The sequence below is a fragment of the Siccirubricoccus sp. G192 genome, assembly GCF_019084075.1.
Classification (GTDB): domain Bacteria; phylum Pseudomonadota; class Alphaproteobacteria; order Acetobacterales; family Acetobacteraceae; genus G192.
On the sequence record NZ_JAHREN010000001.1, the window covers coordinates 3,561,948 to 3,575,051 of the forward strand.

At 70.8% G+C, this 13,104-nt stretch carries 11 protein-coding genes and 2 pseudogenes; 5 read left to right on the top strand and 8 right to left on the bottom strand.

Annotation, left to right across the window (positions count from 1 at the left end; all coding sequences use genetic code 11):
• Positions 1 to 31: 31 nt before the first annotated feature.
• From KSF81_RS29895 to KSF81_RS29925, 5 genes and pseudogenes are all read right to left on the bottom strand, one after another.
• Positions 32 to 580, bottom strand: a complete 549-nt coding sequence (locus KSF81_RS29895) for an ABC transporter permease (protein WP_309139594.1) — start codon at positions 578 to 580, stop codon at positions 32 to 34.
• Positions 465 to 953 carry a hypothetical protein gene (locus tag KSF81_RS29900; RefSeq protein WP_254453587.1) on the bottom strand — a complete coding sequence of 163 codons (489 nt, stop codon included), beginning with the start codon at positions 951 to 953 and terminating at the stop codon, positions 465 to 467. The genes KSF81_RS29895 and KSF81_RS29900 overlap by 116 nt, the downstream gene beginning before the upstream one ends.
• Before the next feature lies 1 nt (position 954).
• A pseudogene (locus KSF81_RS31145) lies at positions 955 to 1,938 on the bottom strand (ABC transporter permease).
• Between the two features lie 214 nt (positions 1,939 to 2,152).
• Positions 2,153 to 2,344 (bottom strand): hypothetical protein, encoded by a 192-nt coding sequence (locus KSF81_RS31555; protein ID WP_309139729.1) that lies wholly within the window; start codon positions 2,342 to 2,344, stop codon positions 2,153 to 2,155.
• Between the two features lie 121 nt (positions 2,345 to 2,465).
• Positions 2,466 to 3,221, bottom strand: a pseudogene (locus KSF81_RS29925) (AI-2E family transporter); the annotation flags it as partial.
• Between the two features lie 161 nt (positions 3,222 to 3,382).
• Here KSF81_RS29925 and otnI point away from each other — a divergent pair.
• From otnI to KSF81_RS17155, 3 genes are all read left to right on the top strand, one after another.
• Positions 3,383 to 4,162 (top strand): 2-oxo-tetronate isomerase, encoded by a 780-nt coding sequence (gene otnI, locus KSF81_RS17145; protein WP_217380015.1) that lies wholly within the window; start codon positions 3,383 to 3,385, stop codon positions 4,160 to 4,162.
• A gap of 32 nt (positions 4,163 to 4,194) precedes the next feature.
• Positions 4,195 to 5,088 carry a 2-hydroxy-3-oxopropionate reductase gene (locus tag KSF81_RS17150; RefSeq protein ID WP_217380016.1) on the top strand — a complete coding sequence of 298 codons (894 nt, stop codon included), beginning with the start codon at positions 4,195 to 4,197 and terminating at the stop codon, positions 5,086 to 5,088.
• A gap of 206 nt (positions 5,089 to 5,294) precedes the next feature.
• The gene (locus tag KSF81_RS17155) at positions 5,295 to 6,176 is read left to right on the top strand and encodes a helix-turn-helix domain-containing protein (protein WP_217380017.1); all 882 of its coding nucleotides are present in this window, start codon (positions 5,295 to 5,297) and stop codon (positions 6,174 to 6,176) included.
• A 16-nt stretch (positions 6,177 to 6,192) separates the two neighbouring features.
• On the opposite strand, the gene KSF81_RS17160 is transcribed toward KSF81_RS17155, so the two are convergent.
• Positions 6,193 to 8,877, bottom strand: coding sequence for a GNAT family N-acetyltransferase (locus KSF81_RS17160; protein WP_254453588.1), 2,685 nt, complete (start codon positions 8,875 to 8,877; stop codon positions 6,193 to 6,195).
• Between the two features lie 103 nt (positions 8,878 to 8,980).
• Here KSF81_RS17160 and KSF81_RS17165 point away from each other — a divergent pair, with 103 nt between their 5' ends.
• Entirely contained in the window at positions 8,981 to 9,937 is a 957-nt protein-coding gene (locus tag KSF81_RS17165) for an alpha/beta hydrolase fold domain-containing protein (RefSeq protein ID WP_217380018.1), read from the top strand.
• Between the two features lie 329 nt (positions 9,938 to 10,266).
• Positions 10,267 to 11,355 carry a radical SAM/SPASM domain-containing protein gene (locus KSF81_RS31560; RefSeq protein ID WP_217380019.1) on the top strand — a complete coding sequence of 363 codons (1,089 nt, stop codon included), beginning with the start codon at positions 10,267 to 10,269 and terminating at the stop codon, positions 11,353 to 11,355.
• Here KSF81_RS31560 and KSF81_RS17175 read toward each other — a convergent pair.
• Positions 11,330 to 11,806 (bottom strand): GNAT family N-acetyltransferase, encoded by a 477-nt coding sequence (locus KSF81_RS17175; protein WP_217380020.1) that lies wholly within the window; start codon positions 11,804 to 11,806, stop codon positions 11,330 to 11,332. The genes KSF81_RS31560 and KSF81_RS17175 overlap by 26 nt on opposite strands.
• A gap of 109 nt (positions 11,807 to 11,915) precedes the next feature.
• Positions 11,916 to 13,076 (bottom strand): amidohydrolase, encoded by a 1,161-nt coding sequence (locus tag KSF81_RS17180; RefSeq protein WP_217380021.1) that lies wholly within the window; start codon positions 13,074 to 13,076, stop codon positions 11,916 to 11,918.
• Positions 13,077 to 13,104 lie beyond the last annotated feature (28 nt).

A 13,104-nucleotide genomic window follows, 5' to 3' on the forward strand; every position in this document is an offset into this window, starting at 1 on the left:
TTCACCTCCAGCAAGGGAGGGGCATCGGCCATCAGCGGAGCTTCGGATTGAGGGCGTCGCGCAGCCAGTCGCCCAGGAGGTTGACGGAGAGCACCATCATGACCAGCGCGAGTCCGGGGAAGATGGTGATCCACCACTCGCCGCTGAACAGGAAATCATTGCCGATACGGATGAGGGTGCCGAGCGAGGGCTCGGTCGGCGGCACGCCGACGCCGAGGAAGGAGAGCGTCGCCTCGGCGAGGATGGCGAGGCTGAGATTGAGCGTCGCCACCACCAGCACCGGCCCGAGCACATTCGGCAGCACATGCGTCGCCATGATGCGCAGCCGCGACAGGCCGATCACCCGCGCCGCCAGCACGTATTCCTTGTTGCGCTCGACCAGCGTGGAGCCGCGCACTGTGCGGGCGAATTTCGGCCATTCGCTGATGCCGATGGCGAAGATCACGACGAAGAGCGCGATCTGGTCATGCACCTCCCGCGGCAGGGCGGCACGCACCACGCCATCCACCAGCAGGGCCACGAGGATGGAGGGAAAGGTGAGCTGGATATCCGCGATGCGCATCAGCACCGCATCCACCACGCCCCCCCGCATAGCCCGCGAGCAGGCCGACCGCGACGCCGGTCAGCGTCGCGAAGATCGTGGCCGAGAAGCCGACGAGCAGGCTGACGCGCGCCCCGTACATGATGGCCGAGAGCATGTCGCGGCCCTGGTCGTCGGTGCCGAAGGGATAGGCCGCGTCCCCTTCCGGGTTCCAGGCCGGCGGCTTGAAGGCATCCAGGAGGTTCAGGCTGGCCAGGTCGAAGGGGTTGTGCGGCGCGATCCAGGGCGCCAGCACCGCCGCGCCGATGCAGACCAGCGCCACGATGGCCGAGGCGACGGTGATCGGGGATCGCTTGAAGGACCACCAGAGGTCGCTGTCGAGCGCGCGGGAGATCGCGTTGTCCGCGGCCATCTCAGCGGCCCCTGACCGCGCCGCGGGAGATCCGCAGCCGCGGGTCCACCGCATAATAGAGCAGGTCCACGATCAGGTTGATGACGACGAAGACCAGCGCGATCAGCATGAGATAGGCAGCCATCACCGGGATATCGGCGACGCCCACGCTCTGGATGAAGAGCAGCCCCATGCCGGGCCACTGGAACACCGTCTCGGTGACGATGGCGAAGGCGATGATGGCGCCAAGCTGCAGCCCGGCGATGGTGATCACCGGCACCAGCGTATTCTGCAAGGCATGGCCGAAATGCACGGCGCGGTTGCTCAGGCCGCGGGCCCGGGCGATTTATGTAGTCTGTGCGCAGCACTTCCAGCATCTCCGCCCGCACCAGCCGCATGATGAGGGTGAGCTGGAACAGGCCAAGGGTGATCGAGGGCAGGATCAGCGCCTTCAGCCCGGACCAGGTGAGAAAGCCGGTGCTCCACCAGCCGAGCTGCACCACGTCGCCGCGGCCGAAGCTCGGCAGCCAGCCGAGCCAGACGGAGAAGACCAGGATCAGCAGGATGCCGATAAGGAAGGTGGGCAGCGAGACGCCGATCAGGCTGAAGGTCAGGAAGAAGCGGCTCAGCCAGGAATGCCGGTAGAGGCCGGTATAAACCCCCATCGGCACACCGACGCAAAGCGCCAGGGCGGCGGCGCAGAAGGCCAGTTCCAGGGTCGCCGGCGCGCGCTCCGCGATCAGTTCCGCCACCGGCCGGGACAGGCGGTAGGACAGGCCGAATTCCCCCTGCACCGCATTGCCGACGAATTGGCGAATTGCACGAAGAAGGGCTGGTCCAGGCCGAGGTCAGCCACCAGCGCCTGGCGCTGCGCCTCGGTGAAGTCCTGGCCGAGCATGATCGAGATCGGGTCGCCGACATAGGCGAACATGGCGAAGCTGATCAGCGCCACGGCCAGCATGACCGGCACCGCCTGCAGTATGCGCGAGATGATGAAGGCGAACACGCCGGCCTCTCAGTTCAATGCGGCCCGCCGGCAGCGGGGCTGGTTGCCGGCCACATGCGCGCCCATGCCCCGGCATCGCCGCCGATGCGGGCCAGGCACGGCACGGCGGCCGCCCGGATCCATCGCTGCATCTTCCTGTCCCCCGCCCCGGCATCCCGGGGATCTCCAGATGGTCCGCCCCTATTAGGGCGCGGCCCGGCGGCGGGGAAGTGACTCAGGCAGGGCCGGCCCCGCCGGAACCGCCCTCCGCCGCCCAGTCCTTCAACAGGTTGAAGCCCACGGCCAGCAGGACCGGCCCGAGGAACAGGCCGAGGAAGCCGAAGGCCAGCACCCCGCCCAGCGCGCCCAGCAGGGTCAGCAGCAGCGGCAGGTCGGCGCCGCGGGCGATCAGCCAGGGCCGGATCACGTTGTCGGCGCTGCTGATGCCGAAGGCGCCGTAGAGCCCGAGGAAGATCGCCCAGCCCGTCTCCCCCCTGGCTGAACAGCCAGAGGGTGGCGGGAATCCAGACGATCGGCGCGCCCACCGGCATGATGGAAATGACCCCGGCAACCACCCCGAGCAGCACCGGCCGCGGCACCCCCGCGATCCAAAGGCCGAAGGTGGTCATCACCCCCTGCACCAGCGCGGTGCCGAGCAGCCCATAAACCACGCCCCGGGTCACGTTGCCGGTCAGCTCCATCAGCCGCTGGGTGCGGTCGCCGCCGAGGCGCGCCAGCACCGCCTCGCTCCGCGCGGCGATGGCGGGCCCGTCCCGATAGAGGAAGAAGGCCAGGAAGATCGCCACCAGCACCTCGGCCAGGCCCGACAGCACCGCCAGCAGGACCGCCAGCAGGCTTTGCGCCAAGCTGCCGGCATAGGGGCGCACCAGTTGCGCCAGGCCGGCGAAGCCGAGATCCAGCCCCTCGAACCAGGGCTGGAGGTAGCCACCAATCAGCGGCACCCGGCCCAGCCAGTCGCCGAGTCCCGGCATGCCCTGGGTCAGCAACGTCTCCACCGCGTTGCGCAGTCCTTCCACGTCCTCCCGCCGGGTGGGCGTGGCGAAGACCAGCGGCAGGCCGATCAGCAGGAATTCCGCGAGCACCATGGCGCCGGCGGCCCAGCCGGCGGAGAGCTTCGCCCTCTCCCGCAGGAAGCGATAGGCCGGCCAGGTCGAATAGACCAGGATCGCCGCCCAGAGCAGCGCCGAAAGAAAGGGCCGCAGCACCATCAGGCAGGCGACGGCGAGCGTCAGCACCGCGATGAGCCCGAGCGCGCGGGCCGGGTGGAAAGGTTCGGGCTGCATCACGCCTCCGATTCGCGCCCAGCTTGCACGGTCTGGCAGGGCCGCGCATCTGCGGCGATCGGATGCCCGGCAGTAGCCAGCATGGCGCCACGCCGGTAGCCTGCGGCCGACCCAGCCGCCGATCCAGCTACCAATCCAAACCCCGGGGGACCAGCCGCGCCATGCCGCGCTTCGCCGCCAACATCTCCATGATGTTCACCGAACTCCCCTTCCTCGACCGTTTCGCCGCCGCCCGGGCGGCCGGCTTCGCGGCGGTGGAGTTCCTCTTTCCCTATGAATTCCCGGCCGCCGAGATCGCGCGGCGGCTGCAGGACAATGGCCTCTCGCAGGTGCTGTTCAACGCGCCCCCCGGCGACTGGGCCGCGGGCGAGCGCGGCTGCGCCGCCTTGCCTGGCCGGGGGCAGGAATTCCGCGACGGCATCCGCAAGGCGCTCGACTACGCCACCGCGCTTGCCTGCCCGCGGCTGCATGTGATGGCCGGCCTCACGCCCCCCGGCGTGCCGCGGGACACCCTGCTGGCCACCTATGCCGTGAACCTCGCCTGGGCGGCGGAGGAATGCGCGAAGCTGGGTGTGAAGCCGGTGATCGAGCCCATCAACCACCGCGACATCCCGGGCTTCTTCCTCAACACCACGGATGAGGGCGCGGCCATCATCGAGGCGATCGGGCCGGAGCGGATCGGCCTGCAATTCGACCTCTACCACTGCCAGGTCACCGAGGGCGACATCGTCAAGCGGGTGGAGAAGCACCTGCCGCTGATCGCGCATATGCAGGTGGCCGACAATCCCGGACGGCACGAGCCCGGCACCGGCGAGGTGAACTGGCCCTTCGTCTTCCGCCGCATCGACGAGCTTGGCTTCCGCGGCTGGATCGGCTGCGAGTACCGCCCCGCCGGCGCCACGCTGGACGGGCTCGGCTGGTTCCAGCCCTACAAGTCCTGAACGCAAACACAGCAGGGAATCGGAGACACCGCATGAAGATCGGCTTCATCGGCCTCGGCATCATGGGCCAGCCCATGGCGCTGCACCTCAAATCCGCCGGGCATGAGCTGTTTGTCCCCGAGCGGAAGAGCCTCGGCGCCGAAATTCGCGCCGCCGCCACCGTGCTGCCGGATGCCGCCGCCATCGCCCGCGCGGCCGAGGTGATCATCCTGATGGTCCCGGATACCCCGGATGTGGAGGCGGTGCTGTTCGGCCAGGGCGGGGTCGCGGCCGGGCTTTCTTCCGGCAAGCTGGTGATCGACATGTCCTCGATCAGCCCGACCGCCACCAAGGATTTCGCCGCCCGCATCAATGCGCTTGGCTGCGACTACCTGGATGCCCCGGTCTCGGGCGGCGAGGTGGGTGCCAAGCAGGCCTCGCTCACCATCATGGTGGGCGGTCCGCAAGCGGGTTTCGACCGCGCCAGGCCGCTGTTCGAGGCCATGGGCAAGAACATCACCCTGGTCGGCGAGGCCAATGGCGCCGGCCAGACCTGCAAGGTGGCCAACCAGATCATCGTCGCCCTCACCATCGAGGCGGTGGGCGAGGCCCTGGTCTTCGCCAGCAAGGCCGGCGCCGACCCGGCCCGGGTGCGGCAGGCATTGATGGGCGGCCTCGCCACCTCCCGCATCCTGGAACTGCATGGGGAGCGGATGATCAAGCGGACCTTCAACCCGGGCTTCCGGATCGTGCTGCACCAGAAGGACCTCAACCTGGCGCTGCAATCGGCCAGGGAACTGGGCGTGGCGCTGCCCAATACCGCGAGCACGCAGCAGTTGTTCTCGGCCTGCGCTGCGGCGGGCGGCGGCGGCTGGGACCATTCTGGCATGGTCAAGGCCCTGGAGACGATGGCGGCCCACAAGGTCGCGCCCGATACGGAGGGCTGAGCCGGGGAGCCGCCGCGCCGCCCTGTCCTGGCGCGGCGCGCGGCCCTCACATGACGCGGCGCGGCGCAACGAAGGAACCCTCCAGGCGCGGAGATGCTTGATCGCGGGCGCAGCTTGGTTCATGTTTTTAAGCGAATCGGAAGCTGGCTGAGATTTTGTCTCAATTTGGTCAGCTTTCCTGAATGGACTTGCTACCGGAGGTCGAAATGCGTTTCGCGGATATCGGGCAGCAGTTGCGCGCCTACCGCCTCGAATCTGGCCTGCGAGCCGAGGAGATCGCCGCCCGACTCGGGGTTTCCCGTGCCGCGCTCTATCGCTACGAAAAGGGCGAGGTCATCAAGCTGGACACCATCCGGCGGCTGGCCGAGTTGCTGAAAATCTCTCCACTGTCCCTGCTGGGGATCGGGGTCGAGTATTTCGCCCGGCCGGTTGCCTTCCAGGAACGCCTCCGTCAGGTCGAGGAGGAAGCCGACCAGATCCTGCTGGTCGGCGGCGCGGTCTGCTACCAGACCGCCACCGAGGGGTTCGACGGCGCCCTGGCTGAAGCCTGGACCGAAGCCGCCAATACCGCGCCGGAACGGGCCGCCGCCCGCACTGCCGCCGACCAGGCGCTCGGCCTGCTCGCCGCCCGCCGCAAGCTCTACCAGCAGCGCCGGCCCAGCATCATCGGCATCCTGTCCGAAGGGTCGCTGCGCCGCTTCCTGCAGGATGGCGTGGCCGCCGGACTGCCGGTGCCGGAGCGCACCCGCGCGCGCTGCCGCGCCGCCGCCCTTGCGGAGGCGGAGGCGCTGGCGGCGTTGATGGAATCGGTGCCGATCGGCATCCAGCTCGGGCTCACCGCCGGGCCGGACCCCTCCGGCAGCTTCATGGTGCTGCGCGGGCGGGACCGCGCGCATGTCGTCGGCAGCCCCTTCGCCGCCGATACCGGCCCCAATGCCGGCATCGGCGTGGCCACCATCACCGCCGCGGACGAGGCGGTGGCGATCCATCAGCGGATTGCCGAAACGGCCTGGCGGGACGCGCTGAAAGGTGCCGAGGGCGCGGCCCGGGTGCGCGAGATGGCAAGGGAGGCGCGGCCGCCGGAATAGCCGGCGGCGCTACACCTTACAGGTCCAGCCGCGCCTCCATCACATCCTCCTCCTCGGCCGAGCGCCGCAGGCCGAAGCCCAGTGCCCGGACGAAGCCGAGCATGGGGCGGTTGTCGACCAGGACATGGCCGACGACGCTGCGAACCCCATTGGCACGGCCCCAGTCGAAAAGCCGCTCCATCAGGTGCCGGCCCAGGCCCTGCCCCTTCATACCGGGCAGCACGATGACGGCGAATTCGGCCTCCGCCCCCGAAAACTCGCCCGCGGGCTCGCGGATCAGCCGCGCCGCCCCGACCGTCTCCTCCGGCTGGCCAGGACGGCGCCGGGTGGCAATGAATGCCATTTCACGGCCGTAATCAATCTGCGTGAGGCGCGCGACCAGGGCGGGAGACATCTCCCGGAGTTGTGAGAAGAAGCGCCACCGCACATCCTCGGGCGCCAGATTGCGGAAGGCCTCGGCATGGGCGGCGGCATCCTCCGGCCGGATCGGGCGGATCAGCAGCACCTCCCCCGACGGAGTGCGGAAGGGCAGCGCGAGTTCACCGGGATAGGGCGGAATCGCCAGCCGCCCAGCCTCGCCCGCGGGCCGCAAGGCAAGCTCGGCATCGACTGCCAGCACCCCCTCCGCATCGGCGAAGAGCGGGTTGATGCTGAGCGTGGCAATCTCCGGGAAGTCCACCGCGATCTGACTGAGGCGCACCAGCGCATCCGCCACCGCCGCCTGGTTGGCCGGCCGCCAGTCGCGGAAGCCGGCCAGCAGCCGGGCGGTGCGGGACCGCGCGATCAACTGCCCGGCCAGCGCCAGGTTGAGCGGCGGCAGGTCATAGGCCTCATCCCCCGCCAGGTCCGCCGCGGTGCCACCCTGGCCGAAGCCGATCCAGGGGCCGAACATGGCGTCGTCGCCGAGCCGCAGCCGCAATTCCAGCGCCCGCGCGGCCTGGCGTTGCACCAGGAAACCCTCGATCCGGGCTTCCGGCCGCGCCGCCCGGACCCGGCGGAGCATGGCCACCGCCGCCTCCTGCACCGCCGCAGGTGAATCAAGGCCGAGCACCACGCCACCGACCTCGCTCTTATGGGCGAGGTCGGGGCTCAGGATCTTGAGCACCACGGGTGGGCGCAGCATGGCGGCGGCATCCGCGGCCTCTTCCGGACCGACGGCGCGGCGGCCGGGCACCGTCGGGATGCCGTAGGCGGCCAGCACGCCCAGCGCCTCCTCCTCGGTCAATGTGAGCCGGCCGATGGCGCGGACCTTGGCCAGGATGCGCTCCACCGCCGCACGGTCCGGGGCCAGTTCCAGCACCTCGCGCGGCGGCAATTCCGCGGCGGCGGCGCGGTTGCGGCGGTCCCGCGCGAGATGCAGGGCGCCGCGCACCGCGGCTTCCGGAGTATCGAAGGCGGCGAGTCCGGCCCGTGCCAGCGCCTGGCGCTGCGGCCCGGCACTGGCCTGCCCGACCCAGCCGGCCAGGATCGGCGCCGCCCGGCCGCCACCCGCCTTGGTGGCGGCGATCAGTGCCGCGACGGTGACATCGCCGCCCGCGCCCGGCTCCATCCCCTCCGGCGCCGGCGCATGCAACGCCACCACCGCGTCCACCTCCGGCAGCCCCGCCAGCATCGCGGCGGCCTCCGCCAGGCGCGGCCCCGCCGTGGGGCCGAGCGAGAGCGGATTTCCAGGCCGCCAGCCCTCCGGCAGCAGCAGGGTGAGGGCGGCAAGCGCTTCCTCCGACAGCACCGCCAGCCGACCGCCACCGGCGATCACCGCATCCGCGGCAAGCTGGCCGATGCCGATGCCATTGGTGACGATGCCGATGCGGTCGCCCTGCGCCGCCGCCGGCCCACCGCCCTGCCGGGGCCGGACCCGCGCCAGGGTCTCGGCGGCGGAAAGCAGGTCCTCGAGCCCGGAGACCCGCAGCACACCGGCGCGGCGCAGCGCCGCCTCCAGCACCGCATCGCCGATGCCGGAGGCATCCGCGCTGCGCCCGCCGGCCCGGATCGCCACCACCGGCCGGGTGCGGGCGACGGCACGGGCGGCCGAAATGAAGGACCGGCGGTTACGGATGCGCCTGATATCAAGCAGTACCGCGCCGGTATTGGCATCGCGCGCGAGCCAATCCAGCGCCATGGCGAAGCCCAGGCTGGCATTGCCACCGACGCCGATGACATGGCTGAAGCCCACGGCCTCCGCTGCCGCCCAATCCAGCACCGCCCGCGCCAGCGCCGCGGATTGCGTCACCAGCGCCAGGCGCCCCGGTACCGGCGCCAGATGCGTCAAGGAGGCATTCAGGCCGATGCCCGGGATGCAGAGGCCGAAACTTCCCTGCCCCAGCGCGCGCACGCCGGTCCGGGCCGAGATCGCCACGAGGTCCGGCGCCGCGCCGGGCAGGATCGCGGCATAGCAGCCCCGCGCCGCCAACGCCGCCATGGATGCCTCCTGCGCTTCGGGCGGCAGGCAGAGCACCGCGAGGTCGGGGGCTTCCGGCAGCTCGGCGATGGAGGGGCTTTCCGTCAGCCCTTCGGCCGGCAATCCGACGGAGAAAAGCCGCCCATGGAAGCCGCCGGCGCCCAGGTTGCGCGCCAGGATCGCCGCTTCCGGCACCGCCGGGTCGGCCACCAGGACCACGCTTTGGGGGTTGTACAGGGCAGCCTGCTGGAAGCCGGGCTTGCCACGAATGGGGAGGAGATTGGGCATGGTGCAGTGCAACATGATCCTTTGAAGGCGACCCCGCAACCGAAGCCTGCGGGGCGGTTCCCCCCTTGCGGGACGCCGCGCCACCGCCTCCACTGTCCGGCAAGGACAGGAGGGATGCATGGCGGAAGACCCGAGGCTGGACCCGGAGATGCGCGCCTTCAACGCCATGATGGAGGCGGCGGCGCAGCGGCAGCCGCCGATTCGCCTGACCCTGCCCTTCGACGAGCCGCGCGCGCTCACCGAGGCGCTGAACCTGCCGCTGGCCGAAGGCGGGCCGACGATGGCCGAGAGCACCGATCGCTGGCTGCCGCTCCGCGGCCGGCGCATCCAGTGCCGGGTGCATCGGCCCAGCCGCGGTACCGGCCCGCTGCCCGTGCTGGTCTATCTGCATGGCGGCGGCTGGGTCTGGAACAGCATCGACACGCATGACCGGCTGATGCGCGAATACGCCGCCGCCGCCGGCTGCGCGGTGATCGGCCCGGATTACGCGCTGAGCCCGGAAGCGGCCTTCCCCCAGGCGCTGGAGGAATGCGCCGGGGTGGCCGCCTGGGTCGCGGCGCATGGCGCGGAGTGGGGCCTCGACCCGGCGCGCATCGTGCTGGGCGGCGATTCCGCCGGGGCCAACCTCGCCGCCGGGGCGGCGCTGCTGCTGCGGGAGGCGGCGAAGCCCGTGGCACTGCGCGGGCTGCTGCTGAATTACGGGGTCTTCGACTCGCGGCTCGATACGCCGAGCTACCGCGAATTCGCCACCGGCTACGGGCTGACCCTGGAGCGCATGGAATTCTACTGGCGGAGCTACGCGCCCCGTGAGGCCGACCGGCTGAGCCCCCTCGCGGCGCCGCTGCGGGGCGACTTGGCCGGCCTGCCACCCTGCCTGCTGCAGATCGCCGAACTCGATGTGCTGGCCAGCGAGAATCTGGCCATGGCGGACCGGCTGCGGCAGGCCGGGGTGGCGGTGGAGGCGGCGGTCATTCCCGGCACGGTGCATGGCTTCCTGCGCGCCATCGGCCATGTCGGTGCGGCGCGGCAGGCGGTGGCCGCGGCGGGGCAATGGCTGCAGGCGCGCCTCTCCTGAGTCGAGGCTGGCATTTTCCGCGCAACCCTGGCTATGCATCGCCCCTGGTGCCGGACAAAGGGGGCAGGCCGTGGCGGCCAAGGGCCAGATCATCCTGCATGAGCATGTGACCCCGCCGCCGCGGCACCGGCCGCCTTTGGCCGACCCGGCGGGGCCAGGCTGTTTCTTTGCGGAGCGGGTGCGGCTGCCGGCAGGACATCACGCCGCGCGCTTCCAGGTCATGCTGCCGCCCGAGCCGCCGCTGGGCGCCGAGCTGGTCATCGGGATCCGGCAGCTTGAAGGCAGCCAGTTCGCCGCCCGCCGCGCCTGGATAATCGACGCGGGAATTCGTGACCCTCGCGGACCATCTGATCCTGGAATTCCGGCTGGAGGCGCCGCAGGAGGTGGGATTGCGGCTCTGGGCCTCCACCGCCGCAGGCCAGTTCCGGCTGCGGGCCGTGAAGGTGCAGAGGGCTGACCCGGGCGATGCCGTGGACTGGTCCGGCACCCATGGCCAGCTCGACCGTTGGCCGCTCGACCGCATCCGCAATGTGGTGATCGGCAATAGCGGCATCTGCACCGCCTCCTGCCTGCATTGCCCGACCAACAAGCCCTGGCTGCAGGTGCCGCGTGGCGAGGTGATGCCGGAGCGCATCTTCGATCGGTTGCTGGAAGGGCTGGCCGGCTGCGGCCTGCCGATCACCGGCGCCATCGGCTTCGGCCTGTTCGGCGACCCGCTGATCGACCGCAACCTGGCCAGCCGCATCGGGCGGCTGAAGGCAGCGCTGCTCGGCGTGCCGGTGACGGTCAGCACCACCGGCGCCGCTTTCGTGCCGCGTCAGGCGGCGGTGGTGGAGGCCGCGGATTCCATCGCCGTGCATGTCGAGAGCCTGGTGCCGGAGGTCTATGAGAGACTGATGGCGCCGCTGCGCTTCGCCACGGTGATGCCGCGCGTCGAGGCCCTGCTGGCGCTGGCGGGGCGGAAGGCGGTGCTCGCGGTGCCGGTGCACCGGCGGAACCGGGCGGAATTGGCGGCGCTGGAAGCCTGGGCCATCGGCCTCGGCGCCCGAGGGGTGGACTTCCAGCCCTTCACCAACCGAGCCGCCATGACCGAGGGCGTGCTGGAGATGCATATTTCGCCAATTACAGGGGCCTGCACCCAGGACCTCGCCTATGATCTCATCATCGATTGGGATGGCAGGCTGCTGACCTGCTGCAACGACTTTCCGAAGCGGAGCGACCTCGGCTCGCTCGCCACGGCGGCCCTGCCCGATCTTTTGGAGGATCAGCGACGGCACCTGCTGTTCCGCCAGCTCCGCAATCGCGACTGGCAGCAGATCGAGGGCTGCCGCACCTGCCTCTTCGACGACCCGTTGGCGACGCGGGAGGCGGTGCAGGCTGCACGCCACGGGTTCAGCCAGGTAGCGGCTTCGCCATGAAGCTGGCGCAGGCGCCATAGCTGCGGAGCGGGGCCGGGTCGCGCGGCGCCAGGAGATGGAAGCCCCGTCGCGCCCAGTGGCCCTGCTTGCCGGCGATGGCCACGAGCGTGGCGCGCGGCAGGCCAAGCGCGCTGGCCTGGCCCAGCAGAATCTCCAGCGCCGCCGCCGCCTGCCCGGCGCCGCGCAGGGCGGGGATCAGCGCGATATCATGCAGATGCAATGTGTCCGGCCGCACCGGCAGCCGGCCAAGGCGCGCATTCAGCGCCGGTGGCGCCACGATGCTCCAGGGATGCGCCAGGGCATAGCCGCAGACCGCGCCATCCGCCTCCAGCACAAGGCAGCCAGCGGGATGGAGCGCGAGGCGTTCGGCAAAGACCTCCCGATCCTCGGGATGGTCGGGATGCACGGCATCGGCCAGGGCCAGGACGGCTGGGAGACAGGCCGCGGTCATTGGGCGCCAGGGCATCATTCGCCGGCTCTGGAGGGTCCTGGGAAAAGCCATAAAATCAGAGGTTTGCGGCGCGGCCTTTCCATCTCTCCGGCACACCGGCCGATCGCGGTCAGCGCCCCGCCAGCGCCCGCTTCGCCGCCTCGGCCAGATAGCTGCTGGCGACAGGCAGGACCGCATCATTGAAGTCGTAATGCGGGCTGTGCAGCTCGCGCCCGCCCTCCGCCGACCCATTGCCGATCCAGACGAAGGCGCCCGGCACCTCCTTCAGGAACCAGGAGAAGTCCTCGCCGGTCATGGCCGGCGGGATGTCGCGGCGCAGCGCGGTGACGGCGGCGGCGGCCTCGGCAGCCAATTCGCGCTCGGCCGGATGGTTGACGGTCACGGGCACGCCGCGGCGGATTGCCACCTCTGCCTCAAGCTGGAAGGCGGCGGCGATGCCCTGCGCCACCCGGCGCATGCCGTCCTCCAGCGCATCGCCGGTCGCGTCGCGCAGGAAGCGCAGGGTGCCCTTCAGCACCGCCCGGTGCGCGATCTGGTTCTGCGCCTCCCCCGCCTCGGCGATCGTGACGCTGATGACGCCGGCATCCAGCGGGTCCAGGTTGCGGGCGACGATGGATTGCAGCGCCACGATGCAATGGCCGGCGCCGATCATCGGGTCGCGCGTCATATGCGGCAGGGCGGCGTGGCCGGCATGGCCCTCGAAGGCGATCTCGAAGCGGGCGCCGGCCGCCATCACCGCCGAATCATGCACCGCGACGGTGCCGGCCTCCAGGCCCGGCCAGTTGTGCCAGCCGAAGATGCGTTCCATCGGGAAGCGCTGGAACAGCCCGTCCGCGATCATGGAGCGGGCGCCGCCGCCGCCCTCCTCGGCCGGCTGGAAGACCAATTGCACCGTGCCGGTCCAGGAGGGGTCCGCCTGCAGCAGGGCGCAGGCCCCGAGCAGCGCCGTGGTATGCCCGTCATGGCCGCAGGCATGCATCACCCCCGGCACCGTGGAACGGTGCGGCAGCAGCGGGCTCAGTTCCTGGATCGGCAGCGCATCCATATCGGCGCGCAGCCCGACCGAGCGGTTGGAGGCGCCGCCGGCGCCGCCCCGGCGGAGCGTGCCGACCACGCCATGGCCACCGACCCCCTCCGTGACCTCCACCCCCATGGCCCGCAACTGCTCCGCGACGAAGGCGGCCGTCGGCCCCTCATGCAGGGTGAGGCCGGGATGGGCGTGCAGGTGGCGACGCCAGCGGGTGAGGGTTTCGGCGAGGGTGCTATCCATGGGAGAAACCTAGTCCGTGCCCCCTGCC

Excerpts from the sequence above, each read along its gene's own strand:
- otnI (WP_217380015.1), top strand. The coding sequence starts at position 3,383 with ATGCCGCGCTTCGCCGCCAACATCTCCATGATGTTCACCGAACTCCCC.
- KSF81_RS17155 (WP_217380017.1), top strand. The coding sequence starts at position 5,295 with ATGCGTTTCGCGGATATCGGGCAGCAGTTGCGCGCCTACCGCCTCGAA.
- KSF81_RS17180 (WP_217380021.1), bottom strand. The coding sequence starts at position 13,076 with ATGGATAGCACCCTCGCCGAAACCCTCACCCGCTGGCGTCGCCACCTG.
- KSF81_RS17165 (WP_217380018.1), top strand. The coding sequence starts at position 8,981 with ATGGCGGAAGACCCGAGGCTGGACCCGGAGATGCGCGCCTTCAACGCC.
- KSF81_RS29900 (WP_254453587.1), bottom strand. The coding sequence starts at position 953 with ATGGCCGCGGACAACGCGATCTCCCGCGCGCTCGACAGCGACCTCTGG.
- KSF81_RS17160 (WP_254453588.1), bottom strand. The coding sequence starts at position 8,877 with ATGTTGCACTGCACCATGCCCAATCTCCTCCCCATTCGTGGCAAGCCC.
- KSF81_RS17150 (WP_217380016.1), top strand. The coding sequence starts at position 4,195 with ATGAAGATCGGCTTCATCGGCCTCGGCATCATGGGCCAGCCCATGGCG.
- KSF81_RS17175 (WP_217380020.1), bottom strand. The coding sequence starts at position 11,806 with ATGACCGCGGCCTGTCTCCCAGCCGTCCTGGCCCTGGCCGATGCCGTG.